General features: G+C 56.0%; 26 protein-coding genes. 13 read left to right on the top strand and 13 right to left on the bottom strand.

Translation table 11 applies throughout. The annotated features are described in order from the left end of the window. Window positions 1–2 precede the first annotated feature (2 nt). Window positions 3–353 (bottom strand): hydrogenase maturation nickel metallochaperone HypA, encoded by a 351-nt coding sequence (gene hypA, locus C2U53_RS03480; protein WP_042322631.1) that lies wholly within the window; start codon window positions 351–353, stop codon window positions 3–5. Between the two features lie 210 nt (window positions 354–563). On the opposite strand from hypA, the gene hycA reads away from it, so the two are divergent. The 9 genes from hycA to hycI all read left to right on the top strand — a co-directional run bounded on the left by hycA (window position 564) and on the right by hycI (window position 8,432). Further along, complete coding sequence (hycA, locus tag C2U53_RS03475) at window positions 564–1,025, top strand: formate hydrogenlyase regulator HycA (RefSeq protein ID WP_042999586.1); 462 nt, start codon at window positions 564–566, stop codon at window positions 1,023–1,025. A gap of 136 nt (window positions 1,026–1,161) precedes the next feature. Continuing rightward, a complete protein-coding gene (hycB, locus tag C2U53_RS03470; RefSeq protein WP_042999587.1) occupies window positions 1,162–1,773 on the top strand; it encodes a formate hydrogenlyase subunit HycB in 612 nt (203 codons plus the stop codon). Continuing rightward, a complete protein-coding gene (gene hycC, locus C2U53_RS03465; protein WP_104445638.1) occupies window positions 1,770–3,596 on the top strand; it encodes a formate hydrogenlyase subunit 3 in 1,827 nt (608 codons plus the stop codon). The genes hycB and hycC overlap by 4 nt, the downstream gene beginning before the upstream one ends. A gap of 2 nt (window positions 3,597–3,598) precedes the next feature. Beyond that, the gene (locus C2U53_RS03460; RefSeq protein WP_042999589.1) at window positions 3,599–4,522 is read left to right on the top strand and encodes a respiratory chain complex I subunit 1 family protein; all 924 of its coding nucleotides are present in this window, start codon (window positions 3,599–3,601) and stop codon (window positions 4,520–4,522) included. 17 nt (window positions 4,523–4,539) lie between these two features. Beyond that, entirely contained in the window at window positions 4,540–6,249 is a 1,710-nt protein-coding gene (hycE, locus tag C2U53_RS03455) for a formate hydrogenlyase subunit HycE (RefSeq protein WP_042999590.1), read from the top strand. Between the two features lie 9 nt (window positions 6,250–6,258). Then, window positions 6,259–6,801, top strand: a complete 543-nt coding sequence (hycF, locus tag C2U53_RS03450; RefSeq protein WP_044255059.1) for a formate hydrogenlyase subunit HycF — start codon at window positions 6,259–6,261, stop codon at window positions 6,799–6,801. Next, on the top strand, window positions 6,801–7,568 hold the full coding sequence (gene hycG, locus C2U53_RS03445) for a formate hydrogenlyase subunit HycG (RefSeq protein WP_090048535.1): 768 nt from the start codon (window positions 6,801–6,803) through the stop codon (window positions 7,566–7,568). Before hycF ends, hycG begins: the two co-directional genes overlap by 1 nt. After that, complete coding sequence (locus C2U53_RS03440) at window positions 7,565–7,975, top strand: formate hydrogenlyase maturation HycH family protein (protein WP_054176951.1); 411 nt, start codon at window positions 7,565–7,567, stop codon at window positions 7,973–7,975. Before hycG ends, C2U53_RS03440 begins: the two co-directional genes overlap by 4 nt. After that, a complete protein-coding gene (hycI, locus tag C2U53_RS03435; protein ID WP_044327114.1) occupies window positions 7,968–8,432 on the top strand; it encodes a hydrogenase maturation peptidase HycI in 465 nt (154 codons plus the stop codon). Before C2U53_RS03440 ends, hycI begins: the two co-directional genes overlap by 8 nt. A 26-nt stretch (window positions 8,433–8,458) precedes the next feature. Here the strand turns inward: hycI and C2U53_RS03430 are convergent, their stop codons facing one another. From C2U53_RS03430 to ascF, 3 genes are all read right to left on the bottom strand, one after another. After that, entirely contained in the window at window positions 8,459–8,710 is a 252-nt protein-coding gene (locus tag C2U53_RS03430) for a SymE family type I addiction module toxin (protein ID WP_042999595.1), read from the bottom strand. A 167-nt stretch (window positions 8,711–8,877) separates the two neighbouring features. Continuing rightward, window positions 8,878–10,302, bottom strand: coding sequence for a 6-phospho-beta-glucosidase (locus C2U53_RS03425; protein WP_061069680.1), 1,425 nt, complete (start codon window positions 10,300–10,302; stop codon window positions 8,878–8,880). 21 nt (window positions 10,303–10,323) lie between these two features. Then, window positions 10,324–11,778, bottom strand: a complete 1,455-nt coding sequence (gene ascF, locus C2U53_RS03420) for a PTS cellobiose/arbutin/salicin transporter subunit IIBC (protein ID WP_042999597.1) — start codon at window positions 11,776–11,778, stop codon at window positions 10,324–10,326. 265 nt (window positions 11,779–12,043) lie between these two features. Between ascF and C2U53_RS03415 the strand changes: the two genes are divergently transcribed. The 3 genes from C2U53_RS03415 to hypF all read left to right on the top strand — a co-directional run bounded on the left by C2U53_RS03415 (window position 12,044) and on the right by hypF (window position 16,091). Then, window positions 12,044–13,057, top strand: a complete 1,014-nt coding sequence (locus C2U53_RS03415) for a LacI family DNA-binding transcriptional regulator (protein ID WP_054176948.1) — start codon at window positions 12,044–12,046, stop codon at window positions 13,055–13,057. A 144-nt stretch (window positions 13,058–13,201) separates the two neighbouring features. Then, complete coding sequence (hydN, locus tag C2U53_RS03410) at window positions 13,202–13,747, top strand: electron transport protein HydN (RefSeq protein WP_042999599.1); 546 nt, start codon at window positions 13,202–13,204, stop codon at window positions 13,745–13,747. 103 nt (window positions 13,748–13,850) lie between these two features. Beyond that, window positions 13,851–16,091: a carbamoyltransferase HypF gene (gene hypF, locus C2U53_RS03405; protein WP_054176961.1), complete on the top strand. Its 2,241-nt coding sequence runs from the start codon at window positions 13,851–13,853 to the stop codon at window positions 16,089–16,091. A 106-nt stretch (window positions 16,092–16,197) separates the two neighbouring features. Here the strand turns inward: hypF and norW are convergent, their stop codons facing one another. Continuing rightward, window positions 16,198–17,340, bottom strand: a complete 1,143-nt coding sequence (norW, locus tag C2U53_RS03400) for an NADH:flavorubredoxin reductase NorW (RefSeq protein ID WP_104445637.1) — start codon at window positions 17,338–17,340, stop codon at window positions 16,198–16,200. Next, window positions 17,337–18,782 carry an anaerobic nitric oxide reductase flavorubredoxin gene (norV, locus tag C2U53_RS03395; protein ID WP_054176946.1) on the bottom strand — a complete coding sequence of 482 codons (1,446 nt, stop codon included), beginning with the start codon at window positions 18,780–18,782 and terminating at the stop codon, window positions 17,337–17,339. The genes norW and norV overlap by 4 nt, the downstream gene beginning before the upstream one ends. Window positions 18,783–18,969: 187 nt before the next feature. Between norV and norR the strand changes: the two genes are divergently transcribed. Beyond that, window positions 18,970–20,487 (top strand): nitric oxide reductase transcriptional regulator NorR, encoded by a 1,518-nt coding sequence (gene norR, locus C2U53_RS03390; RefSeq protein WP_044266610.1) that lies wholly within the window; start codon window positions 18,970–18,972, stop codon window positions 20,485–20,487. Here norR and gutQ read toward each other — a convergent pair. The 7 genes from gutQ to srlA all read right to left on the bottom strand — a co-directional run bounded on the left by gutQ (window position 20,484) and on the right by srlA (window position 25,442). Next, window positions 20,484–21,449, bottom strand: a complete 966-nt coding sequence (gutQ, locus tag C2U53_RS03385; RefSeq protein WP_104445636.1) for an arabinose-5-phosphate isomerase GutQ — start codon at window positions 21,447–21,449, stop codon at window positions 20,484–20,486. The two genes, norR and gutQ, sit on opposite strands and share 4 nt — an antisense overlap. After that, window positions 21,442–22,215 carry a DNA-binding transcriptional repressor gene (locus C2U53_RS03380; RefSeq protein WP_104445635.1) on the bottom strand — a complete coding sequence of 258 codons (774 nt, stop codon included), beginning with the start codon at window positions 22,213–22,215 and terminating at the stop codon, window positions 21,442–21,444. The genes gutQ and C2U53_RS03380 overlap by 8 nt, the downstream gene beginning before the upstream one ends. 68 nt (window positions 22,216–22,283) lie before the next feature. Continuing rightward, a complete protein-coding gene (gutM, locus tag C2U53_RS03375; RefSeq protein ID WP_042999606.1) occupies window positions 22,284–22,643 on the bottom strand; it encodes a transcriptional regulator GutM in 360 nt (119 codons plus the stop codon). 91 nt (window positions 22,644–22,734) lie between these two features. Next, window positions 22,735–23,514: a sorbitol-6-phosphate dehydrogenase gene (gene srlD, locus C2U53_RS03370; RefSeq protein WP_042999607.1), complete on the bottom strand. Its 780-nt coding sequence runs from the start codon at window positions 23,512–23,514 to the stop codon at window positions 22,735–22,737. A 10-nt stretch (window positions 23,515–23,524) separates the two neighbouring features. Beyond that, window positions 23,525–23,887: a PTS glucitol/sorbitol transporter subunit IIA gene (srlB, locus tag C2U53_RS03365; protein WP_042322676.1), complete on the bottom strand. Its 363-nt coding sequence runs from the start codon at window positions 23,885–23,887 to the stop codon at window positions 23,525–23,527. An 11-nt stretch (window positions 23,888–23,898) separates the two neighbouring features. Beyond that, a complete protein-coding gene (locus C2U53_RS03360; RefSeq protein WP_044266608.1) occupies window positions 23,899–24,882 on the bottom strand; it encodes a PTS glucitol/sorbitol transporter subunit IIB in 984 nt (327 codons plus the stop codon). After that, window positions 24,879–25,442, bottom strand: coding sequence for a PTS glucitol/sorbitol transporter subunit IIC (srlA, locus tag C2U53_RS03355; RefSeq protein WP_044266606.1), 564 nt, complete (start codon window positions 25,440–25,442; stop codon window positions 24,879–24,881). Before srlA ends, C2U53_RS03360 begins: the two co-directional genes overlap by 4 nt. Window positions 25,443–25,685: the final 243 nt, after the last annotated feature.

The following is a 25,685-nucleotide window of genomic DNA, read 5'->3' as shown; positions in this document are numbered from 1 at the left end:
GCTCACTCCTGATCTATTTCTATTCGTCGAATCTGTAATCCATCATCGGCCACGATTTGCAGCGTGTCGCTATTGCATTGCGGGCAACGGCGTACGCGTTGGGTCAGTAAGGTGACGTATTGCTGACAGGATTCACACCAGCATTCGGCTTCTTGTTCCTCGAGGTGCAGTTTACAACCTTCCGCAACGGTGCCACGGCATACCAGATCAAAACAAAAGGAGAGAGCGCTGGTTTCTACGCAAGAAAATGCGCCAATTTTGAGCCAGACCCCAGTTATCCGTTTTGCGCCGTGCGCGACGGCCTGTTGTTCGATCAATTCCAGTGCCCGCTGGCAAAGGGTAATTTCGTGCATAGTGCCTCCCGATATGATGGGCAGTGATAAGCAATAACTATGCCAGCCTGAAAGTTGGGGGCATTTGTCGATGACGATGATGACGAAATGACATGTCATTCGGGCGTCGACAGCCGTCTTTTATTATTAAATTCATGAAAAAACAAATGGTTAAAAACTGGCATGGAAAATGCTTATGGCAGGCTATCTCTGTTAAACGGGTAACCTGACATGACTATTTGGGAAATAAGCGAAAAAGCCGATTACATCGCGCAGCGGCATCGTCGCCTACAGGACCAGTGGCATATTTACTGCAATTCGCTGGTTCAGGGGATCACCCTGTCGAAAGCGCGTCTGCACCATGCGATGAGCTGCGCGCCGGATAAAGATCTCTGTTTCGTACTGTTCGAACACTTTCGCATCACCGTCACGATGGCGGAAGGCTTCAACAGCCACACCATTGAGTATTACGTCGAAACAAAAGATGGCGAAGATAAGCAACTGATTGCACAGGCGCAATTGAGCATTGATGGCAAAGTGGACGAGCGGGTCAGCAACCGTGAGCGTGAGCAGGTGCTGGAACACTATCTCGATAAAATCGCCAGCGTTTATGACCGACTGTATGCCGCTGTTGAAAGCGGGTCGCCGATCAATCTGAGCCAACTGGTGGCGAGACAAAATCCGGCGGCCTGACCCCAGCGTTTTACGTCGTGACGTCGTCTCATGGGTTGTCACGACGCTTTAAGGGACAGACGTGTCGAACAGTGTCGAAAATGACATTTCATCGGCATGTTTTCGTCAAAAATGACTATCACCTGAGGAATGCCTGGTGAATCGTTTTGTAATTGCTGACTCCACGCTCTGTATCGGCTGCCACACCTGCGAGGCCGCCTGTTCAGAGACGCATCGCCAGCACGGCCTACAGTCTATGCCGCGCCTGAAAGTGATGCTGAATGAAAAAGAATCTGCGCCGCAGCTTTGCCACCACTGTGAAGATGCCCCTTGCGCCACCGTGTGTCCGGTTAACGCCATTAACCGGGTGGATGGCGCCGTACAGCTTAATGAAAGCCTGTGCGTGAGCTGCAAACTGTGCGGCATTGCCTGTCCGTTTGGCGCGATCGAATTTTCCGGCAGCCGTCCGCTGCATATCCCGGCCAACGCCAATACGCCTAAAGCACCACCAGCGCCACCGGCACCGGCTCGCGTCAGTACGCTGCTGGACTGGGTTCCGGGCGTGCGTGCCATCGCGGTGAAATGCGATCTGTGCAGTTTCGATGAACAAGGCCCGGCCTGTGTACGGATGTGTCCGACGAAAGCTCTGCATCTGGTGAACAACATGGACATCGCCCGCGCCAGTAAACGGAAACGTGAGCTGACTTTCAATACTGACTTCGGCGATCTCTCCTTGTTTCAGCAGGCTCAGAGTGGGGAGGCAAAATGAGCGCAATTTCACTGATCATCAGCGGTGTGGCCTGGTTTGCCGCCGCCGCCGTCCTGGCATTTCTGTTCTCTTTTCATAAAGCGCTTAGCGGCTGGGTTGCTGGTGTGGGCGGCGCGGTGGGGGGCTTGTGTACTGCCGCGGCGGGTTTCTCCGTGCTCATCAACGCTGTCGCGGTGCGCGGCGTGATACCGTTTATCGGCCACAGCGTACAAATCACCCCGCTGAATGCTATCTGGCTGATTACGCTGGGGCTGTGTGGACTGTTCGTCAGTTTGTACAACATCGACTGGCATCGCCATCCGCAGGTCAAGGCCAACGGTCTGCTGGTGAATCTGCTGATGGCGGCGGCGGTGTGCGCAGTTGCCGCCAGCAATCTCGGCACGCTGGTGGTGATGGCGGAAATCATGGCGCTGTGTGCGGTGTTCCTGACCGGATGCAGCAAAGAAGGCAAGCTGTGGTTTGCGCTGGGGCGTCTCGGTACGTTGCTGCTGGCGATCGCCTGTTATCTGGTGTGGCAGCGCTATGGCACCCTTGAGTTGCGTCTCCTCGATCTGCGCACTCAGGAACTGCCGCTGGGCGCTGACATCTGGCTGCTTGGCGTGGCGGGCTTTGGTCTGCTGGCCGGGATTATTCCGCTGCACGGATGGGTGCCGCAGGCTCACGCGAGCGCCAGCGCTCCAGCGGCGGCCCTGTTCTCCACCGTGGTGATGAAGGTCGGTCTACTGGGCATTCTCTCGTTATCGCTGATTGGCGGTAATGCGCCGCTGTGGTGGGGTGTGTTACTGCTGGTTCTCGGCATGATCACCGCGTTTGTCGGCGGTCTGTATGCGTTGATGGAGCACAATATTCAGCGCCTGCTGGCGTATCACACGCTGGAAAACATCGGCATTATCCTGCTCGGTCTCGGCGCAGGCGTGACCGGGATTGCTCTCAAACAACCGACGCTGATTGCGCTGGGCCTGACCGGTGGTCTCTATCACCTGGTGAACCACAGCCTGTTCAAAAGCGTGCTGTTTCTTGGCGCGGGCAGCATCTGGTTTCGTACCGGACATCGCGATATCGAAAAACTGGGCGGCATCGGTAAACGCATGCCGGTCATTTCCATTGCGATGCTGGTGGGGCTGATGGCGATGGCTGCACTGCCGCCGCTGAACGGATTTGCTGGCGAGTGGGTGATCTACCAGTCCTTCTTCAAACTGGGCAACAGCGGCGCGTTTATTGGTCGTCTGCTGGGGCCACTACTGGCGGTCGGACTGGCGATTACCGGTGCGCTGGCGGTGATGTGTATGGCGAAAGTGTATGGCGTGACCTTCCTCGGCGCGCCGCGCACGAAAGAGGCGGAAAACGCCTGCTGTGCGCCTCTCCTGATGGGCATCAGCGTCGTGGCGCTGGCGATTTGTTGCGTACTCGGCGGGGTTGCCGCGCCGTGGCTGTTGCCGCTGCTGGCGACTGCCGTACCGTTGCCGCTGGAAACCGCCAATACCACCGTATCGCAACCCATGATCACGCTGTTGCTGATTGCCTGTCCGCTGCTGCCATTCATCATCATGGCGATGTTCAAAGGCAACCGTCTGCCATCGCGTTCTCGCGGGACGGCATGGGTCTGCGGTTACGATCACGAGCAGTCGATGGTCATTACCGCGCACGGTTTCGCGATGCCAGTGAAGGAAGCCTTTGCACCGGTTCTCAAACTGCGTAAGTGGCTCAATCCGGTAGCGTGGGTTCCGGGTTGGCAAAGCGCGGCGGTACCGGTGCTGTTCCGCCGCCTGGCGCTGATCGAACTGGCCGTGCTGGTGGTGATTGTGGTTTCACGAGGAGCCTGAGAATGAGTGTTTTATATCCGTTAATTCAGGCGCTGGTGTTATTTGCCGCTGCGCCGCTGCTATCCGGCGTGACCCGCGTGGCGCGTGCCCGTCTGCACAATCGCCGCGGTCCTGGTGTATTGCAGGAGTATCGCGACCTGCTCAAACTGCTGGGCCGTCAGAGCGTCGCGCCAGCGGATGCTGGCTGGGTCTTTCGTCTGACGCCTTTTGTGATGGTGGGCGTTATGCTGACCATCGCTACCGCGCTGCCGGTGGTAACCGTGGGTTCACCGCTGCCGCAACTGGGCGATTTGATCACGTTGATTTATCTGTTCGCTATTGCCCGTTTCTTCTTTTCTATCGCGGGACTTGATACCGGCAGCCCGTTCACGGCGATCGGTGCCAGTCGTGAAGCGATGCTCGGCGTGCTGGTGGAGCCGATCCTGCTGCTGGGACTGTGGGTCGCTGCGCAGGTTGCGGGTTCCACCCATATCAGCAATATCACCGATACGATCTATCACTGGCCAGCAGCCCGCAGCATTCCGCTGATTTTGGCACTGTGCGCCTGTGCGTTCGCCACCTTTATCGAAATGGGCAAACTGCCGTTCGATTTGGCGGAAGCGGAGCAGGAATTGCAGGAAGGGCCGCTGACCGAATACAGCGGCAGCGGTTTTGCGGTGCTGAAGTGGGGCATTAGCCTGAAACAGCTGGTAGTACTGCAAATGTTTGTCGGCGTGTTCCTGCCGTGGGGACAGATGGAAACGTTCAGCGCAGGTGGACTGTTGCTGGCGCTGGTGATCGCCATCATCAAGCTGCTTGTCGGCGTACTGGTGATTGCCCTGTTTGAAAACAGCATGGCGCGTCTGCGTTTTTGCGCCACCTCACGCGTGACCTGGGCCGGTTTTGGGTTTGCGTTTTTAGCGTTCGTCTCCTTGCTGGTGGCGTGATTTAAGAGAGTTTGAGCATGTCTGAAGAAAAAGTTGGTCAACAATACCTTGCCGCACTGCACCAGGCATTTCCTGGCGTGGTGCTGGACGAAGCCTGGCAGACCCGGGATCAGCTGACCATCACCGTGAAGGTCAACTATCTGCCGGAAGTGGTCGAATTCCTTTACTACAAGCAGGGCGGATGGCTCTCGGTGCTGTTTGGCAATGATGAACGCCAGCTGTGTGGTCATTACGCGGTGTACTACGTGCTGTCGATGGAGCAGGGTACCAAATGCTGGATCACGGTACGTGTTGAAGTTGATGCCAATAAGCTGGAATTCCCGTCCGTCACGCCGCGCGTGCCGGCTGCCGTCTGGGGCGAGCGCGAAGTGCGCGACATGTACGGTCTGATCCCGGTCGGTCTGCCGGACGAACGCCGTCTGGTGCTGCCTGATGACTGGCCGGACGAACTCTATCCGTTGCGTAAAGACAGCATGGATTATCGTCAGCGCCCGGCACCGACCACCGATGCGGAAACCTACGAGTTCATCAATGAACTGGGTGACAAGAAAAATAATGTGGTGCCGATTGGCCCGCTGCACGTCACTTCGGATGAACCGGGACACTTCCGCCTGTTTGTTGATGGCGAAAATATTATCGACGCTGATTACCGCCTGTTCTATGTCCATCGCGGCATGGAAAAACTGGCGGAAACCCGGATGGGCTACAACGAAGTCACCTTCCTGTCGGATCGCGTTTGCGGGATCTGCGGCTTCGCCCACAGCACCGCGTATACCACCTCCGTTGAAAACGCGATGGGCATCGTGGTGCCGGAACGCGCGCAGATGATCCGCGCCATTCTGCTGGAGGTGGAGCGTCTGCACTCCCATCTGCTGAACCTCGGTCTGGCCTGTCACTTCACCGGTTTTGACTCCGGTTTTATGCAGTTCTTCCGCGTACGCGAAACCTCCATGAAGATGGCGGAGATCCTGACCGGGGCGCGTAAGACTTACGGTCTGAACCTGATCGGCGGGATTCGTCGCGATCTGCTGAAAGAGGACATGATCCAGACCCGTCAACTGGCGCAGCAGATGCGTCGCGACGTGCAGGAACTGGTGGATATGCTGCTCAGTACGCCGAACATGGAACAGCGCACCGTGGGAATTGGTCGTCTGGATCCAGAGATTGCGCGTGATTTCAGTAACGTTGGGCCGATGGTTCGCGCCAGCGGTCACGCTCGTGACACCCGCGCCGATCACCCGTTTGTCGGTTACGGTCTGCTGCCGATGACGGTTCACAGCGAACAGGGCTGCGATGTGATCTCGCGTCTGAAAGTGCGTATCAACGAAGTGTACACCGCACTGAATATGATCGACTTCGGTCTGGACAACCTGCCCGGCGGTCCACTGATGGTGGAAGGCTTCACCTACATTCCGCATCGCTTTGCGCTGGGCTTTTCCGAAGCACCACGCGGTGACGATATTCACTGGAGCATGACCGGCGACAACCAGAAGCTGTATCGCTGGCGCTGTCGTGCGGCGACTTACGCTAACTGGCCGACCCTGCGTTACATGCTGCGCGGCAACACCGTTTCTGATGCACCGCTGATTATCGGTAGCCTTGACCCTTGCTACTCCTGTACTGACCGCATGACCGTGGTGGATGTGCGTAAGAAGAAGAGCAAAGTCGTGCCATACAAAGAACTTGAGCGCTACAGCATTGAGCGTAAAAACTCGCCGCTGAAATAAGGAATCGCCATGTTTACCTTTATCAAAAAAGTCATCAAAACCGGCGCGCCGACTTCGTCTTATCCGCTGGAGCCGATTGCGGTTGATAAAAACTTCCGCGGTAAGCCGGAGCACAATCCGCAGCAGTGCATTGGCTGCGCGGCCTGCGTGAATGCCTGCCCGTCAAATGCGTTGACGGTGGAAACGGATCTGGCCAGCGGCGAACTGGCCTGGCAGTTCAACCTCGGGCGCTGCATTTTCTGCGCCCGCTGCGAAGAAGTGTGCCCGACGGCGGCGATCAAGCTTTCGCAGGAGTATGAACTGGCGGTGTGGAAGAAAGAGGATTTCCTCCAGCAGTCCCGTTTTGCGCTGTGCAACTGCCGCGTATGCCATCGTCCTTTCGCTGTTCAGAAAGAGATTGATTACGCCATTGCGCTGCTTAAGCACAACGGCGACAGCCGCGCGGAGCATCACCGCGAAAGCTTTGAGACCTGCCCGGACTGCAAACGTCAGAAGTGCCTGGTGCCGTCCGACCGAATTGAACTGACTCGCCATATGAAAGAGGCCAGCTGATGAGCCATTTATTAGGTCCGCGTGACGCAAACGGTATTCCGGTACCGATGACGGTGGATGAGTCCATCGCCAGCATGAAGGCGTCATTACTGAAAAACATCAAGCGTTCAGCCTATGTTTACCGCGTGGACTGCGGCGGTTGTAACGGTTGTGAAATTGAAATTTTTGCGACCTTATCACCATTGTTTGACGCCGAACGCTTCGGTATCAAAGTCGTACCGTCGCCGCGTCATGCGGACATACTGCTATTCACCGGCGCGGTTACCCGTGCGATGCGCTCCCCGGCGCTGCGTGCCTGGCAGTCTGCGCCCGATCCGAAAATCTGCATCTCTTACGGCGCCTGCGGCAACAGCGGCGGTATCTTCCATGACTTGTACTGCGTCTGGGGCGGCACTGACAAAATTGTGCCGGTGGATGTGTATATTCCAGGATGCCCGCCGACGCCTGCGGCAACGCTGTACGGCTTTGCGATGGCGCTGGGCCTGCTGGAGCAGAAAATTCATGCTCGTGCACCGGGAGAACTGGACGATCAGCCAGCGGAAATTCTGCATCCGGACATGGTGCAGCCGCTGCGCGTGAAGGTCGATCGCGAGGCGCGTCGACTGGCCGGTTATCGCTATGGGCGTCAGATTGCGGATGATTACCTGCGTCAACTCGGCCAGGGTGAACATCAGGTGGCGCGCTGGCTGGAAGCGGAAAGCGATCCGCGTTTGACCGAGATCGTCGCCCACCTGAATCAGGTAGTCGAAGAGGCGCGTATACGATGAGTGAAACGGTGGTGTTCAGTCAACTGAGCCGTAAGTTTATTGATGAGAACGATGCGACGCCCGCCGAGGCGCAGCAGGTTGTCTATTACAGCCTGGCGATTGGTCACCATCTTGGGATCATCGACTGCCTGGAAGCCGCGCTGACCTGCCCGTGGGAGGCGTATCTGACGTGGATTGCCACGCTGGAAGAGGGTAGCGAGGCCCGTCGGAAGATGGAAGGGGTGCCGAAGTACGGCGAGATCGTCATCGATTTTAATCATGTGCAAATGCTGGCGCACGCGTTTGATCGTGCGCTCGCGGTACAGACCCCGGAGCAGCAGGCATGGAGCAAACAGATGCTCAGCATGTTGCATGATATTCATCAGGAGAGCGCGATTTACCTGATGGTAAGGAGACACCGTGACTGACGTTTTATTGTGTGTTGGCAACAGCATGATGGGGGATGACGGCGCGGGTCCGCTGCTGGCAGAAAAATGCGCGGCGCAGGCGAAAGGTCACTGGGTGGTCATTGACGGAGGCAGTGCGCCGGAAAATGACATCGTGGCCATTCGCGAACTGCGCCCGGATCGTCTGCTGATCGTGGACGCTACCGACATGGGGTTGAATCCCGGCGAGATCCGCATTGTCGATCCTGACGATATCGCCGAGATGTTCATGATGACGACCCACAATATGCCGCTGAATTATCTGGTTGATCAGCTTAAAGAAGACGTCGGCGAGGTGATCTTCCTCGGGATTCAGCCGGATATCGTCGGGTTCTATTATCCTATGACTCAACCCATTAAGGATGCCGTCGACACCATTTACCAGCGTCTCGACGGCTGGGAGGGCCACGGCGGCTTCGCGGAATTAGCGGCGTCGTGACATTCATGCCGGATGACGCTCTGACCTCATCCGGCCTGTTCCTCTCTCACCTGTTCGATCACTAATTTCCCCTGCATTACCGCCACATTGACAAGGGTGCCGGTCGGAAAACCCGCCTGTTCCAGCCAGTCGCCATTAATGGTTAACGACGCATGCCGGCTATAGCGGCGCGTATTGCCGGTTTTTGGATCTTCATGGCGCTTTCTGACATAGCTCACCTTTAAACGACGAAACGGCCTGATGATAGCGATTTCAGGACTGCCAGCCTCAATAGTCATAAACGATTCCTTGTTGCCCACGAGTAGATGAAAATACCTGTATAAAATGCCAGTAAAAAAGGGAAGGGGCAAACCGAAAACTGGAAGGGAGATAGCGGAAACGAAATGCAAATGATGTAACGAGGGAAGGGAGGGGCGGACAGCGCGAGCGCCATCCGCCATCCTGTTTACGCCAGATCTTGGCCGTTGCTGGCGATCACTTTTTTGTACCACCAGAACGATTTTTTACGCGTTCGCGCAAGCGTACCGTTACCGGCATCATCGCGGTCGACATAGACGAACCCGTACCGTTTGCTCATCTCACCCGTCGACGCGGCCACCAGATCAATACAGCCCCAGGTGGTGTAACCCATCAGCGGCACGCCGTCTTCAATGGCGTCAGCCATCGCACGGATGTGTTCGCGCAAATAGCTAATACGATAATCGTCATTAATGTGTCCATCGGCATCGATTTCATCTTTTGCCCCGAGACCGTTTTCCACCAGGAACAGCGGTTTCTGGTAGCGGTCGTACATCATATTCATCGTGATGCGCAGTCCAAGCGGGTCGATCCCCCAGCCCCAGTCGCTGACCTGGATGTACGGGTTGCGCATTGACTTCACCACGTTCGCGGCACTGCTGTTCTTTGTGTTCATCTCAGCCGACGCGCAGCGCGACGTGTAATAGCTGAAAGAGACAAAATCGACGGTGTTTTTCAGGATTGCATCATCTGCCGGGGCTTTCTCAATCACCACACCTTTTTCACGAAACACACGGGCAGAGTAAGCTGGATATGCGCCGCGCGCCTGTACGTCAATGAAGAACAGGTTTTCACGATCTTTTTCCAGCGCTGTCCAGACATCTTCCGGTTTGCAGGAGTACGGATAAAAATTGCCGCCCGCCAGCATGCAGCCCACTTGGTTCTGCGGGTTGATCTCATGGGCGATTTTCGTCGCCAGCGCGCTGGCAATCAGCTCATGGTGCGCGGCCTGATATTTCACCTGATCCTGATTTTCCCCCTCTTCAAACACCAACCCCGCGCCGGAGAACGGGCTGTGCAGCATGATGTTGATTTCATTGAAGGTCAGCCAGTATTTCACCAGCCCGTTAAAAGCTTCAAAACAGGTACGCGCATAGCGGGTGAAAAACTCCACCATCTTGCGATTACGCCAGGAGCCGTATTCAGTAACCAGGTGCATGGGCACGTCGAAGTGGCACAGTGTCACCAGCGGTTCAATACCGTACTTTTTGCACTCGGCAAACACCGAGCGATAGAAGGCAATGCCTTCCTCGTTAGGCGTCAGTTCGTCGCCGTTGGGATAAATACGGCTCCAGGCAATCGAGGTGCGAAAGACGGTGAAGCCCATTTCCGCCATCAGGGCGATATCGTCCTTATAGCGATGGTAAAAATCGATCGCCTGATGGCTGGGATAAAATTCATCATTCCGCAGCTGGAAACGTTTCTCCTGTCCCAGTTTGACCGGCATGCGATGCTCGCCGTGCGGGATCATATCGACAGTGGTCAGCCCTTTGCCGCCCTCCCGGTATGCGCCTTCAGCCTGGTTGGCGGCCAGTGCGCCGCCCCATAAAAATCCTTGCGGAAATACAGCCATAATAACCTCAGTGAATAACAATCAGACGCTGGCGCCTTTTACCGTAGACGGTTGTGCAGCCTGGTTTTTGCGTGCCTGTGCGGCCGCGTCTTCGACGGGGATATCTTCAAAGCCCAGCAGCAGCGTCAGGACAAATGACAACACCACCGCCAGCGCCATGACGCCAAATACCCAAACAATAGTCATGGGATTCGCCGGATCGAAGAACTGAACGCTGGTAAACAGGCCCGGTGCCGCCATTGAGTGGCTGGCGAGTCCAGCCATCCCGGCGACCGCGCCACAGATAAAGCCGCTGATCAAGCTGGCAATCAGTGGACGTTTCAGGCGCACCGCCACACCGTAGAGCGCGGGTTCCGAAATTCCGGCCATGATGGCTGAGGCCGCCGCTGCCAGCGCAGTCTGGCGCAGTTCCGGGTTTTTCGTTTTCCAGGCTACCGCCAGCGAGGAACCGCCGAGCGACAGGTTGGCGCCAATTTCGGACGGCATGACCATCCCTTCTTTGCCCGTTTCGGCAATGGTCTGAATGATGGTTGGCGTAAAGACGCGGTGCATCCCGGTCATTACCAATAGCGGCCACAGCGCGCCCATGATGGCAACAGACAGCCAGCCGAGATAACCGTGAATGGTATAGACCAGCGCGGAAATCGCGCTACCAATCCAGATGCCAATCGGCCCAATCAGGACGATGGCCAGCGGCGCGGCGATCAGCACGATCAGCATAGGTTTCAGGAAGTTTTTGGTGACCGCGGGCGTAATGCGATCCACCCAGCGTTCGATGTACGACAGACACCAGGTCATCACCAGCGCCGGAATAACCGTATAGGTGTATTTCACCGCGGTGACCGGGATCAGGGCGAATTCAACGTGCTCACCCTGTGCCGCTTTCGCCATCAGGTCGATAAAGCTTGGATGCACCAGCACCCCGGCAATGGCGATCGCCAGCGACATGTTGGTTTTAAATTTAATCGCCGCCGAGGCCGCCACCATTAACGGCAGGAAGAAGAAGGCGCCATCGCCGATCACGGTCAGGATCGTTAACGTGGAGGAGCCTTTTTCCAGCACGCCGGTCATTTCAAGGATCATTGCCAACAGTTTGAGCATCGATCCGCCGATAATCGCCGGGATCAGCGGCGACATGGTACCGATTAGCGCATCAAGGATCCCCGCGCCAATGCGTCTGAGCGTCAGCTTGGGCTTGCCAATGGGCTCGGCGGGTTGCATATCGCCCGGCAACAGGTTGACGACCTCACGATACGCCTGGGAGACGGTATTGCCGATAATCACCTGGCACTGGTTGTCGCTGCGAACGACGCCGAGTACACCGCTGAGGGTTTTGAGCGTGGCACTGTCGACCAGAGTGTCATCTTTCACAACGAAACGCAGACGCGTCATGCAGTGTGTCACTGCGGTGATATTGTCGACGCCGCCCAGAGCCGTCACCACGGAGCGCGCCAGCGCTGCATAATTCTTGGACATAGGATTTTTATCCTGTTTTATCAGTAGGGTACGTTTTATTTTTGCCGCACATTCGCCTGAGCGATCGTCGGTGATGAAACGCTGATGAGAAACCGGTTCCACAAAATCATGAATAGTTTATTCGAGTTGGGCAATATTTAATTTTATTCATTTTCGTGAAATGTGATTCATGTCACTCACGGTTTTCTGGGGTGATTTAGCATCGGGGACAACCACGCGGCAGTGAAGTACACTGCATCTCATTGCGAGAAAAGGAAGAAAACTTATGACGACGATGCTGGAGGTAGCGCAGCGGGCCGGGGTGTCGAAGGCGACGGTCTCCAGGGTGCTTTCAGGGAATGGCTACGTCAGCCAGGAGACGAAGGATCGTGTATTTCAGGCGATTGAGGAGAGCGGCTATCGGCCTAACCTGCTGGCGCGTAGCCTTGCGGCGAAAACCAGTCAGACGCTGGGGCTGGTGGTGACTAACACCCTCTACCACGGCGTCTATTTTAGCGAATTGCTGTTTCATACCGCGCGGATGGCGGAAGATCAGGGGCGTCAGCTTCTGCTTGCCGATGGCAAACACAGCGCGGAGGAGGAACGCCAGGCGATCCAGTATCTGCTGGATTTGCGCTGCGACGCGATCATGATCTACCCGCGTTTTCTCAGCGTGGATGAGATCGATAAAATAATCGACAGCCACTCGCAGCCGATTATGGTGCTTAACCGCCGGTTACGGAAAAACAGTAGCCACTGCGTCTGGTGCGATCAAAAGCAGACCAGTTTTAACGCTGTGGCGGAACTGATTGCCGCAGGCCATCAGCAGATTGCCTTTATCACCGGTTCGATGGACTCACCCACCGGGGTTGAACGCCTGTCGGGGTACAAAGAGGCTCTGACCCGACATGGCATCGCCGTTAATGACGACCTGATCGTCAAAGGCAAATGGACGCCGGCCTGCGGTGCCGCAGGGGTGGACGTGCTGCTTTCTCGCGACGTGACGTTCAGCGCGCTGGTGGCCAGCAATGACGACATGGCGATTGGGGCCATCAAACAGTTGCATGACAAAGGGGTCGCCGTGCCATCGCAGGTGTCGGTGATTGGTTTTGACGATATCGCGATGGCGCCCTACACCATACCGGCGCTTTCCAGCGTCAAAATTCCGGTGACGGAGATGATTCAGGAGACCATTGGCCGACTCATTTTCATGCTGGACGGCGGGGCGTTTACGCCACCTAAAAGCTTCACCGGCACGTTGATTCGCCGAGATTCCGTTATGTCGTTGGCGGCGCAGTAACATTGTCACCCGTCATCGTCATTCGTGACGATGACACCATAACGGTCACTCTCTGTTTTTAAATATCGTTAAATTACAGCAAGATAAAAACTGGCATGATTTGTGAATGTTTCGGCACATTATCTGTCATTGCTGGAGAATTTGATGAACCGTTTCATCATTGCAGACGCCAATAAGTGCATTGGTTGCCGTACCTGTGAAGTGGCCTGCGTGGTCTCCCATCAGGAAAACCAGGACTGCGCGTCACTGACCCCTGAAACCTTTTTACCCCGTATTCATGTAATCAAAGGTGTGAATGTCTCGACGGCGACGCTGTGCCGCCAGTGCGAGGACGCGCCGTGTGCGAACGTCTGTCCGAACGGTGCCATCAGCCGTGATAAAGGTTTTGTTCATGTCATGCAGGAACGTTGCATTGGCTGCAAAACCTGCGTGGTGGCCTGTCCATATGGTGCAATGGAAGTCGTGGTGCGTCCGGTTGTGCGTAATAGCGGTGCCGGCCTGAACGTACGGGCAGAAAAAGCGGAAGCTAACAAGTGCGATCTCTGTTATCACCGCGATGCCGGTCCGGCCTGTATGGAAGCCTGTCCGACGCATGCCCTGATTTGCGTTGACCGTAATAAGCTCGAGCAACTCAGCGCGGAAAAGCGTCGTCGTGCGGCGCTGGATTCTTCCGCTTCTTTGCTTTTCTGATTCCTGCCGCAAAAATCACTCAGGAAACGCGCTGGCATCAAGGGAATTCCCGGAAATTTTCGTAAAATACCTTTCCGGGAATGATGATGGCGAGAATGACTCAATGGCAACAAATACCCCCTCTGGCATACAGCTCCGTATTCGCGGCAAAGTTCAGGGCGTCGGCTTTCGTCCTTTCGTCTGGCAACTGGCGCAGCAGCTTCAGTTGCATGGCGACGTCTGTAATGATGGCGATGGCGTGGTGGTTCGATTGCTGGAAGATCCCGCGCTGTTTATCCGTGAACTGCATGTCCATTGTCCGCCATTGGCGCGTATCGACAGCGTAGAAAGTGAGCCTTTTCGCTGGGCGCAGCCGCCCGCGGAGTTCAGCATACGCCAGAGTGCGGGCGGCACGATGAACACCCAGATTGTGCCCGATGCCGCGACGTGCCCGGAATGTCTTGCCGAAATGAATACGCCCGAAGAGCGGCGTTATCGCTATCCCTTCATCAACTGCACCCATTGCGGCCCGCGTTTTACCATTATCCGGGCGATGCCCTACGATCGTCCGTTTACCGTGATGGCGTCATTTCCGCTCTGCCCGCAATGCGACAGCGAGTATCGCGATCCCAGTGACCGACGTTTTCACGCCCAGCCGGTGGCGTGCCCGGCGTGTGGTCCGCATCTGCGCTGGCTGAGCGGCGGACACCAGGCGGAAAAAGAGGCGGCATTACAGGCTGCGGTTGAAATGCTACAGACCGGAGGTATTGTTGCCGTTAAGGGGATCGGCGGATTTCATCTGGCCTGCGATGCGGGAAACAGCGATGCCGTGGCGCGGCTTCGTGCGCGTAAGCGCCGTCCGGCAAAACCGCTGGCGGTTATGCTGCCGGATGCGTCGGGCCTGTCGGATGCGGCGACCCGACTGCTGAAAACGCCCGCCGCTCCGATTGTGCTGGTGGATAAGCAACATGTTTCCTCGCTGTGTGACGGTATTGCCCCAGGGCTTGCGGAGGTTGGCGTGATGTTGCCCGCCAATCCACTTCAGCACCTGTTGCTCCAGGCACTGAAGCGCCCGCTGGTAATGACCTCCGGCAATCTTAGCGGTAAACCGCCGGCCATCAGCAACGAACAGGCAATTGAGGATTTGCAGGATATTGCCGAGGGTTTCCTGTTACACAATCGCGACATCGTGCAGCGCATGGACGATTCCGTGGTACGTGAAAGCGGTGAAATGCTGCGTCGCTCGCGGGGATATGTCCCGGACGCGCTGGCGTTGCCGCCGGGATTTCATCATATACCACCGATACTCTGTCTGGGGGCGGATCTGAAAAACACCTTCTGCCTGGTGCGCGGTGAGCAGGCGGTGATCAGCCAGCATCTTGGCGATCTCAGCGACGATGGGATCCAACATCAGTGGCGTGACGCACTGCGGTTAATCCAGACTATCTATGACTTCACGCCACAGTGCCTTGTTCGCGATGCCCATCCGGGGTATGTCTCCAGCCAGTGGGCCAGTGAGATGAACCTGCCAACGGAGATCGTGTTGCATCATCATGCTCATGCCGCAGCCTGTCTGGCCGAGCATGGGTGGCCGCTGGACGGTGGCGATGTTATCGCCCTGACGCTGGACGGCATTGGAATGGGTGACGCGGGCGCGCTGTGGGGAGGAGAGTGTCTGCGGGTGAACTACCGTGAGTGTGAACATCTTGGTGGATTGCCCGCCGTGGCGCTTGCCGGTGGCGATCTCGCCGCGAAGCAGCCCTGGCGTAACCTGTTAGCGCAGTGTTTGCGCTTTGTGCCGGACTGGCAGCGCTATCCGGAAACGCGATACTTACAGCGACAGAACTGGAACGTGCTGGCGCGAGCGATTGAGCGTGGGATTAACGCACCGCTGGCCTCGTCCTGCGGGCGTCTGTTCGATGCGGTTGCCGCAGCACTGAACTGCGCGCCAGAATCGCTCAGTTATGAAGGGGAAGCCGCCTGCACACTGGAGGCGCTGGCGTCGCAATGCGCGGGGGTTAAGCATCCGGTCACGCTTCCCTTGACGGGGAATCAACTGGATCTGGCAACCTTCTGGTCGCAGTGGCTGAACTGGCAGGCAACGCCCGCTGAACGCGCATGGGCTTTCCACGATGTGCTGGCACAAGGGTTTGCCGCGATGCTGCGCGAGCAGGCCACGGCACGCGGTATCAACACGCTGGTGTTCAGCGGTGGGGTGATGCACAACCGGTTGCTGTCGGCTCGCCTGGCTTATTATCTGGCGGATTTCACGCTGTTGTTCCCGCAGCAGTTACCAGCCGGTGACGGTGGACTGTCGCTGGGACAGGGGGTGATTGCTGCGGCGCGTGGGATGGCGGAAGCATAAAAAAGCCCCGGGTCAGGCGGGGCGAAACGACAAGCAATATCGCACTTCCGTGTGCATGAGGTTAATCAATCAGTGGCGATAGCGCCGGATGGCGACGCAGAGCGTCTTATCCGGCCTGCCGAGGCAACGTTTTCAGCAGGGCGAAAGCCTCCTTCATTCTGTCTTCACTTACCACGAAGGCGCAGAGCTGTCCTTCACCGTTCATCCCTTTGGCTACCATGCCGTCAGATTCTGCGGCAATGTGCCAGTTCAGATCGCGACGCTGGGTTTCCCCTGCCAGATGCAGCGGCAGTTCTGGCGTTTTGATTTTGACTAACATGGCAGGCAGCTTCAGCGGCGCGTTGCCGCCGAGCAGATTTTTCGCCAGGTACATCGCACTGAGCTGAATAGGCTGCAGGAATGGTAGCACCTGGCCGTTGATCTCCGCGCAGTCGCCGAGGGCATAAATATCCGGGTGGCTGGTTTGCAGGTAGCTGTCGACACAAACGCCGCGGTTGAGGGTTAAACCGGCGCGACGCGCCAGCGCCGTTTCCGGGCGCAGACCCGTGGCGGCAATCACCACATCGACGTGAATGCTGCGCTCGCGATCGAACGTTGCACGAATACCGGATGCGGTTTTCTCCAGCCCTTGTAACTGTGATTTCAGCAACAGGTGTACGCCCATATCGGTAAGACGATGCTGTAAGCGACTGCTCACTTCCGGCGGCATCAGCGAAGCAAGCAGGCTGGCTGCGTTATCTATCAGCGTGACCGCTTTACCTGCGCGGCAGAAATCCATCGCCAGTTCGGTTCCAATCAACCCGCCGCCGACAATCAGCACCCGTTGGGCATCGCGTAGCTGTGTTTCGCAGGCACGGTACTCCTGCTGGCTGTTCAATGTGAGCATTAACTCACGTCCTGCTATCGGTGGAACAAAGGCCGCAGCGCCCGTAGCCAGCACCAGTTTGTCGTACTGCCACTGCTTGTCCTGGCTTTTTACCACGTGGGCATCGGCATCAATGTCGGTGACCCAGGTGTGGGGAAAGAGACGCAGAGCAAACTTTTCAGCAAACTCTCCCGCCGACTGACGGGTGAGGTCGTCGGCGTGCTGCGCCTGGCTTATCACATGACTGAGATCGGGTTTGTTATACTCATCCATGCTGTCAGCCGCAATCAGAGTTAACGGGACATCCGCGTCCTGCTTGCGAATGTTTTTGACTAACTGGCGGGCAGCAAAGCCCGAACCAATGATGACAATTCCCCGGCTCATTTTGCCTCCGTTGCCAGCACGTCGAAGACATCTTTGCCTAATGAACATTCCGGACAGAGGAAGTTGTCCGGCACATCGCTCCACGGCGTACCTGGCGCGACATCCTGCAACGGTTCACCTTTTGCCGGATCGTAAATCCACTGGCACACGCTGCACTGCATGCTCGGACCGAGGTCGGCTGCTGCGGCGGCGCAGGCGCATGCTTCTTCTTTGGTTGTCGCTTTCACTGTCGCGTCCGGCAACGGCGCGAGCGCCCATTGACGCGCGATTTCACGACCGTGCTGGCGGCACAGTTCCTGCGCATTCAGGTCCGGGCGCCATTTGGCCTTCAGGCTCAGCGACATTTCAAAACCGGCATCCTGTAAACGGGTGGATAAGCGGTCGACCGCTCCGCCACTCCAGCCGTGGGAACCAAAAGCGCTGGCGTGTTTGTTACGAAAACGCAGACCGGTCATCTCCTCCACCAGACCGGCGATTTTCGGCATCATCACATTGTTCATCGTGGAGGTGCCGACCAGCACACCTTTAGAGCGGAAAACGTTGGTCAGGATTTCGTTTTTATCGCTGCGGGCGACGTTAAAAATTTTCACTGCCACGTTCGGGTCGACTTCGTTAATTCCCTGCGCAATCGCATCCGCCATCATGCGGGTGTTATTGGACATGGTGTCGTAGAAAATTGTGATGCGATCTTCCTGATAATCCGCCGCCCATTTCAGATACAGCTCAACAATCTGGGTCGGATTATCGCGCCAGACCACGCCGTGGGAGGTGGCAATCATATCGACCGGCAGGTTGAAGCCGAGGATTTCGGTAATTTTTGGCGTCACCAGACGACTGAACGGGGTCAGGATATTGGCGTAGTAACGCTGGCACTGTTCGAACAGCTCGGTCTGATCCACTTCATCGTTAAACAGACGTTCGTCGCAGTAGTGCTGACCGAAAGCGTCGTTACTGAACAGGACGGCATCGCCGGTCATGTAGGTCATCATGCTGTCCGGCCAGTGCAGCATCGGCGTTTCCACGAAGATCAACTGTTTGCCGTTACCAATATCCAGCGTGTCGCCGGTTTTCACGACGTTAAAATTCCACTCCGGATGGTGATGGTGACCGGTAATTGAGTCAATCGCGTTGGCGGTGCAGTAGATAGGGGTATCCGGGATCTGCGTCATCAGCTCGGTCAGCGCCCCAGCGTGATCTTCTTCCGCATGGTTGATAATGATGTAATCGATGTCTGCGAGGTCGATTTCATTACGCAGGTTCTGCACAAACTCACGGCTGAATTTATGATCGACGGTATCGATCAGGACATTTTTTTCTTCACGGATGAGATAGCTGTTGTAGCTGCTGCCGCGCAGCGTTTTGTATTCGGTTCCGTGGAAATCACGCACTTCCCAGTCACGTTGGCCAACCCAATGGATATTATTTTTAACCAGAATAGACATAGCAACCTCAATTCATTTAGCGTTGTTCAAATAAGTTGTTTCGCTTATTGCAGGTCGCGTGCCAATTCTTTATCTGTTTGATTTTTATTGATTTAAAATTTTATACCCATTAGATGGTAGTCAAAAAGACTATTCATGACACAGTCAATATGACAGTATGGATTGTCAAAATGACAGTGAGGACAGCATGAGTTTTTCTGTTGATGTTCTGGCGGGGATCGCCATTGAATTACAGCGCGGAGTGGGCCATCAGGATCGTTTTCAGCGTCTGATTACTACGCTGCGCCAGGTGCTGGAATGCGATGCTTCTGCGTTGCTGCGTTATGAGGCGCGCCAGTTTATCCCGCTGGCGATTGATGGTCTTGCACGTGATGTGCTCGGCAGGCGTTTTACCCTCGAAGGGCATCCCCGACTGGAGGCCATCGCCCGCGCCGGAGACGTGGTGCGCTTTCCGGCAGACAGCGATTTGCCTGACCCGTATGACGGATTGATCCCGGGGCAGGAGAGTCTGAAAGTGCATGCCTGTATTGGGTTGCCGCTTTTTGCCGGGCAGAACCTGATCGGCGCGCTGACCCTCGATGGCATGGCGCCGGATCAGTTTGATGTTTTCAGCGATGAGGAGTTACGGCTCATCGCCGCGCTGGCCGCTGGTGCATTGAGCAATGCGCTGCTGATTGAACAACTGGAAAGCCAGAATATGTTGCCGGGGTCGAGTACCGATTTCGAACAGATAAAAGAGACGCAGATGATTGGTCTCTCGCCGAACATGATGCAGTTGAAAAAAGAGATCGAGATTGTGGCAGGCTCCGATCTTAACGTGTTAATCAGCGGCGAAACTGGTACCGGGAAAGAACTGGTGGCGAAGGCGATTCACGAAGGTTCACCTCGCGCGGTCAACCCGTTGGTCTACCTGAACTGCGCAGCGCTGCCGGAAAGCGTGGCGGAGAGCGAACTGTTTGGTCATGTGAAAGGGGCATTCACCGGGGCCATCAGCAACCGTAGCGGCAAATTTGAAATGGCCGATAACGGCACGTTATTCCTCGATGAAATTGGTGAACTGTCGCTGGCTCTGCAAGCCAAACTGCTGCGCGTATTGCAGTATGGCGATATTCAGCGCGTCGGCGATGACCGCAGCCTGCGCGTGGATGTGCGCGTGCTGGCGGCAACGAATCGCGATCTGCGTGAAGAGGTGCTGGCGGGACGTTTTCGTGCCGATCTGTTTCATCGTCTGAGCGTGTTTCCGCTTTTGGTTCCCCCGCTACGGGAGCGTGGGGAAGATGTGGTGTTGCTGGCGGGTTATTTTTGCGAGCAGTGTCGATTACGACTGGGGCTTTCCCGCGTGGTGCTCAGTCCTGGGGCGCGTAGCCATCTGCTGAATTACGGCTGGCCGGGTAACGTGCGTGAACTGGAACATGCGATTCATCGGGCGGTAGTGCTGGCGCGCGCGACCCGATCCGGAGACGAAGTGGTACTGGAAGCGAAGCATTTCGCGTTGCAGGAGGAGGCTATGACGCCGCAGCCGGAAGTGACAGCGGATTTACCGCGCAATCACAATCTGCGTGATGCGACGGAGGCGTTCCAGCGGGAAATGATTCGCCAGGCGCTGGCGCAAAATAATCACAACTGGGCGGCCAGCGCCCGGGCACTTGAAACGGATGTCGCCAACCTGCACCGGCTGGCGAAGCGTCTGGGGCTGAAGGATTAGAGTATCCCGGCCTGATAGAAATCCTGCAGGTTGATGGCGCCGGTGAGCTTACCGGTTTCATCCACCACCGGCGCGGCGGTAATTTTGCGTTTCATCAGGATCTCTTTGGCATCAATCGCCCGGCTTTCTGACTGCAAGGTGATGCCGTTGTGGGTCATCGCTTCACTGACCGGCGTGGTGAGCGCGCCGCCGCCAACCAGCCAGCGACGCAGGTCGCCGTCGGTAAAGACGCCTTTCACCTGCATCTGGTCGTCGCAAACGGCGACCAGACCCAGACCGGTACGGCTTAATTCCAGCATCGCGTCCATCACGCTGGTGGCAAGTTGAACCTGCGGGACAGCATCGTCACGGCGCATCAGGTGATGCACTTTATTAAGCAAACGCGCGCCCAACGCACCGGCCGGATGCGAGCGGGCAAAATCTTCTTCATTGAAGCCGCGTGCCTGCATAACCGCCATCGCCAGCGCGTCGCCCATCATCAGGGTATTGACGGTGCTGGAGGTCGGTGCCAGGTGCATCGGGCAGGCTTCGCGCTCAACGGAGATATCCAGAACAGCCTTCGCCGCCAGACCCAGCGGTGAATTGGGTTTGCCGGTCATTGCCAGCAGGGCGATGGATTTATCTTCCAGACGCGGGATGATGAGATCCAGCTCTTTTGCGCCGCCGGAATAGGAGATAAACAACATCACGTCACGGCTTTCGATCATCCCCAGATCGCCATGCAGCGCTTCGGCAGGATGAACAAAAAAGGCCGGGGTGCCGGTACTGGCGAGCGTCGCGGCGATTTTCTTACCAATATGGCCCGATTTGCCGATACCTGAGACAATCACTTTGCCTTCACAGTGGATAATGGTATTGGCGGCGCGGATAAAATCATCGCCCAGACGTTCCGGTAGACGGCTTGCTTCCTGTAATTCCAGCATTAACGTCTGACGGCTCGCGTTCAGTAGTGCATCACTCATTGGTTTCTCCGGTTATGATCACTTCAATCCCTTTGTCTTCCAGCGCCTGACGAAATGCGGGATCAATACCCGCGTCGGTAATCAGTTTGTCGACGCTTTCCAGACTGCACACAACATTCGGACTCTTGCGGCCAAACTTTGATGAGTCCGCCATCAGAATGACTTCGCGAGCGGCGTTACACATCGCTTTGCTGACGGTGTAAACCTCATTAAAGGTGGTTACGCCGGCACTGAGATCAATACCGTCGGTGCCCATGAAGAGTTTATCAAAACTGAACTGCTCAAAGGCGTTTTCGGCCAGTTGTCCGTGAAATGAGGCCGATTTTTTACGAAATGTTCCGCCAGGCATCAGGATGGTTTGTTCGTTGTCTAACTCGGACAGCGCGTTGACAATGTGCAGGCTGTTGGTCATGACGGTGATATTGCTAAAGCGGGTAAGCATCGGCACCATTTGTAGCACGGTACTCCCGGCATCCAGAATGATGGAGTCGCCATCATGGATAAAGCGGACCGCAGCTTCAGCAATACGCTCTTTCTTATGCGTATTGATCAGCGTTTTGTGATCGATAGGCGGATCGGACTCATCTTTATTTAACATCACGCCGCCATAGGTGCGAATGACGGTACCGGCATTTTCCAGAACGACAAGATCTTTGCGAATGGTCGTGCCCGTGGTGTCAAAGTACTGGGCCAGTTCTTCCACAGAGCTTTTACCCTGTTTTTGCAGATGCTCCAGAATGGCGGCCTGACGCTGACGAGGTTTCATAGGCGAAATAACCCTGAATTAAATTTGCGAAATGATAATTTCGCAAGCTAATAGCATTCACAACGAAATTACCCATGTTTCAGATTAAGCGCCAATGATAGTGCATTCTGCGATAGCGGATCATGGGGAAAGATCACATCAGGCTGTAATTCATTAAGATGTTTGCCCTGAATGTCGGCGATTTTTCCTGGTCTGGCGAATACGGTGAGACCTTTCATAAACAACGTATCGGTGACTCGCTGATTATCATCGACAGCGACGGCGACCACGACGCGTGGTTTAAAACGTCCTCCTGAACGCCCTACGCCGACACGTCCCTGTTGGCAAAGTCGGTCAAATGCGTTGTTAAAGCGCGATATTTGCCAGTATCCCAGCGCCAGTTGTGCACACCAGGCAATGACGGCGACAGTAACGAGTGCGGATACCATATGTTGCTCCTTTCATTTTGCCAGACGGCGGTTTCACTTTATCCGGCCTGCGGGTAGGCCCGGTAAGCGTATCGCCACCGGGCGATACCCATTAAAACATTACTTGTCCACCGGTAACGTTGATTGACTGCCCGGTGCAGTACGACGCTTTCGGGCTGGCATAGAATAACAACATGTTCAGCACATCCTGATAGTCGCAGCCGCGCTTCAGCGGAACCTTATCAATGTAATACTGCTCCACTTCGTCTGGCTTGATACCCAGCTTGGTGGCGTACTGCGGCAGCAACGACTGGAACATCGGTGACTTTAACAGGTTGCCGAGCATCAGCGAATGCACGGTAATGCCATATTCCGCCAGATCCAGCGCCAGCGACTGCGTTAACCCCACGCCGCCAAACTTCGCCGCGCTATAGCCGGAATTGTGCTTGCTGCCCACTTTACCGGATTTGGAGTTGATCTGAATAATACGTCCCTGAATACCATCGCGGATCATCAGACGGGAGAATTCACGTGCGCAGAGGAAGTAGCCGACCAGATTCACCTGCAGCGAGCGGTCAAAATCACCGAGCTGGAAATCACTGATAAATGCTGCTTTCGCAATCCCGGCGCTGTAAACCAGCAGATCCACGCGGCCAAAGATTTCATCCACACCGCGAGAGAGTGCGAGCACGCTCTGTTCGCTGGTGGCGTCGGCGCCGAAACCGTAGGCCATGCCTTCGCCAAATTCTGCGTTAATCTCCTGTGCAACGTTTGCGGCTTTATCACTCTGAATATCTACCACCGCAACGCGATACCCTTCTGCTGCAAGCCCACGGCTGAGGAACGCCCCCAGGGTCTGTCCTCCACCAATGACAACGGCAACCTGATTCATTTTTCTCTCCTTAAGCGACAAACTTCAAAATACAGCCCGGTGCGATATCGTCCGGTACAGGCCCCGCGACATGCACGGTGCCGGGAAATTCCGCTTCGCTCAGCCCATCGAAGCGCAGGGTGATATGCCCCAGTTCACGTAAATTCTGCTCGGCCACACTGCCAACGGCAGTGACCGGATAACGATGCTGACCCAGTTCGAACTGGGCGCCGGGCTGCAGCGGGCCGTTCAGTTCGCCATGACAATGGATAAAGCAAAACTCCTCGATATCCGCAGGCGCGCCTTCACGAAAGGTAATCAGCATCTGGTCGCAGAGCGCATCCGGTGCGCTCTGGCCGATACGGGTGATGGTGGTCTGATAAATAACGGTCATGTCGACACCTCTTATTGATAGATAAAGCCGGAAACAAACCAGGCGATGAGAACGGTGGGCGCCCCCGTCAGGAAGCGGCTCACCAGTACCGACGGCACGCCGACGCGAACGGTGTCCTGACGGGCTTCTGCCAGCGACAGACCGACCGGAATAAAGTCACAGGCTGCCTGGGCGTTAATGGCAAACAGGGCGGGCAGCGCCAGATGCGGCGGGATGTTGCCCAGGCCAATTTGCACGCCGATCAGAACGCCGATAACCTGCGCAATGACCGCACCTGGGCCGAGGAACGGCGACAGCAGCGGGAACGAACAGATCAGCGCCAGCGTCACCAGACCCAACGGATGGCTGGCAAGCGGCGCCAGGCCATGGGCGATCCAGTCACCCAGACCCGAGGCCATGATGATGCCGATCAGTGCCGAGACGAATGCCATAAACGGCAGAATGGTTTTCAGAACCGTATCGATGGTGTCGCGACCGGACTGGAACAGCACGGCCACCGCCGACCCCATCCCCATGCCGACTTTTGCTAACAGGCCATCGCTCTGTTCGGTGATTTTTTTGCTGCTATCGTAATCACGCCCGGCGGTAGCGCTTGCCGGTTGTGATTGCGGCTGCGGTGCAGCAGACGCGTCGCTGATGACGGTGATGTTGTCTTCCCTGACGCCAGAGACATAAATGTCTTCAACAATATACTGGGCCAGCGGGCCGGATTTCCCGGTTGAGTGAATGTTCACGGTCGGAATACGGCGTTTAGGATAGATGCCACAACGCAGCGTCCCGCCACAGTCAATGATGGCAACGCCAATTTCGTCTTCAGGCGGTTCTCCCTCTTTAAAGCCATCGACAGCCTGCCAGCCGGTTAACTGCGCCAGTTTGTCGACAATCGCCGGGCGAGTGCCAGCGGTGATATAGACAATTTTCTTTCCGGCGGTCACGTCCAGCTCTAACGGGCCACCCCAGCCGCCAGTTCCTCGTTCAATTCGAATACGCGTCATGATGCTGCTCCTGCAAGGTGGACTTTCTGCTCAAGTTGGATACCCATCTTTTTCTCAAAGATGGAGGTTGTGAGGTCTGTGACCCAGCCACGAAAGAAGTTGGTGACCACTCCGACCAGCAGATAGCTCACGGCCAGTGGCCCGAGCGGGAGACCTAACGTGGTCAGGCCGCTGGCAATGCCGAGGTAAACGAACAGTTCGCCAGGGTTGATATGCGGGAACAGGCCGTTCATTGAGTGACAGCTGTAAGAGGCGGCTGCGTAATAGCTGGGCTTGTATTTCTCTGGCATGAAGCGGCCCAGACTCAGGGTCATGGGGTTACAAAACACAAACGTGCCAATAAAAGGCAAAATCAGGTAGCGGGACAACGGATTCCCGGCGCAGCGCTGGGCGAAGCGTTCGATTCGCTGCTGGCCGATAAAGTTGATCAGCGCATTCATGATGACCAGCAGGCTGATCAGCAGTGGAAGAATGCCGGTGACCATCCCGGTAAACACCTCTCCACCTTTCTGGAACAGCCCGATGAACCACTCTGCTCCATGTGTAATGGTTTCGATCATTGTTCTCTCCTGTAGGGATTTTTAGTTATCTTGCGAATGGGTGACTTATTTTAATCAGATTGAAAGAAATAAAAGTGTTATTTTGATCTCAAAATGAAAGTAAAATATTTTAAGTTGAAAGTTTTTGTGGAAAGGAAAGAATGTACTGACGATCAAACGAGGGGAAGTGATACGTAAATTGTGTGACGGAGCGCGTCTGGTGCTTCCTTGTATGACGGGGGATGCTTTACCATACTTCTCTCT

It is taken from the genome of Citrobacter sp. CFNIH10, assembly GCF_002934585.1.
GTDB classification, from domain to species: Bacteria; Pseudomonadota; Gammaproteobacteria; order Enterobacterales; family Enterobacteriaceae; genus Citrobacter_A; species Citrobacter_A amalonaticus.
Note: the sequence above shows the minus strand (reverse complement) of the source record. Positions and strands in the feature narration are given on the sequence as shown.

Coding starts and splice junctions, on each gene's coding strand:
- hypA (WP_042322631.1), bottom strand. CDS start 353: ATGCACGAAATTACCCTTTGCCAGCGGGCACTGGAATTGATCGAACAA.
- hycA (WP_042999586.1), top strand. CDS start 564: ATGACTATTTGGGAAATAAGCGAAAAAGCCGATTACATCGCGCAGCGG.
- hycC (WP_104445638.1), top strand. CDS start 1,770: ATGAGCGCAATTTCACTGATCATCAGCGGTGTGGCCTGGTTTGCCGCC.
- C2U53_RS03460 (WP_042999589.1), top strand. CDS start 3,599: ATGAGTGTTTTATATCCGTTAATTCAGGCGCTGGTGTTATTTGCCGCT.
- hycE (WP_042999590.1), top strand. CDS start 4,540: ATGTCTGAAGAAAAAGTTGGTCAACAATACCTTGCCGCACTGCACCAG.
- hycF (WP_044255059.1), top strand. CDS start 6,259: ATGTTTACCTTTATCAAAAAAGTCATCAAAACCGGCGCGCCGACTTCG.
- hycG (WP_090048535.1), top strand. CDS start 6,801: ATGAGCCATTTATTAGGTCCGCGTGACGCAAACGGTATTCCGGTACCG.
- C2U53_RS03440 (WP_054176951.1), top strand. CDS start 7,565: ATGAGTGAAACGGTGGTGTTCAGTCAACTGAGCCGTAAGTTTATTGAT.
- C2U53_RS03430 (WP_042999595.1), bottom strand. CDS start 8,710: ATGACTATTGAGGCTGGCAGTCCTGAAATCGCTATCATCAGGCCGTTT.
- C2U53_RS03425 (WP_061069680.1), bottom strand. CDS start 10,302: ATGGCTGTATTTCCGCAAGGATTTTTATGGGGCGGCGCACTGGCCGCC.
- ascF (WP_042999597.1), bottom strand. CDS start 11,778: ATGTCCAAGAATTATGCAGCGCTGGCGCGCTCCGTGGTGACGGCTCTG.
- C2U53_RS03415 (WP_054176948.1), top strand. CDS start 12,044: ATGACGACGATGCTGGAGGTAGCGCAGCGGGCCGGGGTGTCGAAGGCG.
- hydN (WP_042999599.1), top strand. CDS start 13,202: ATGAACCGTTTCATCATTGCAGACGCCAATAAGTGCATTGGTTGCCGT.
- hypF (WP_054176961.1), top strand. CDS start 13,851: ATGGCAACAAATACCCCCTCTGGCATACAGCTCCGTATTCGCGGCAAA.
- norW (WP_104445637.1), bottom strand. CDS start 17,340: ATGAGCCGGGGAATTGTCATCATTGGTTCGGGCTTTGCTGCCCGCCAG.
- norV (WP_054176946.1), bottom strand. CDS start 18,782: ATGTCTATTCTGGTTAAAAATAATATCCATTGGGTTGGCCAACGTGAC.
- norR (WP_044266610.1), top strand. CDS start 18,970: ATGAGTTTTTCTGTTGATGTTCTGGCGGGGATCGCCATTGAATTACAG.
- gutQ (WP_104445636.1), bottom strand. CDS start 21,449: ATGAGTGATGCACTACTGAACGCGAGCCGTCAGACGTTAATGCTGGAA.
- C2U53_RS03380 (WP_104445635.1), bottom strand. CDS start 22,215: ATGAAACCTCGTCAGCGTCAGGCCGCCATTCTGGAGCATCTGCAAAAA.
- gutM (WP_042999606.1), bottom strand. CDS start 22,643: ATGGTATCCGCACTCGTTACTGTCGCCGTCATTGCCTGGTGTGCACAA.
- srlD (WP_042999607.1), bottom strand. CDS start 23,514: ATGAATCAGGTTGCCGTTGTCATTGGTGGAGGACAGACCCTGGGGGCG.
- srlB (WP_042322676.1), bottom strand. CDS start 23,887: ATGACCGTTATTTATCAGACCACCATCACCCGTATCGGCCAGAGCGCA.
- C2U53_RS03360 (WP_044266608.1), bottom strand. CDS start 24,882: ATGACGCGTATTCGAATTGAACGAGGAACTGGCGGCTGGGGTGGCCCG.
- srlA (WP_044266606.1), bottom strand. CDS start 25,442: ATGATCGAAACCATTACACATGGAGCAGAGTGGTTCATCGGGCTGTTC.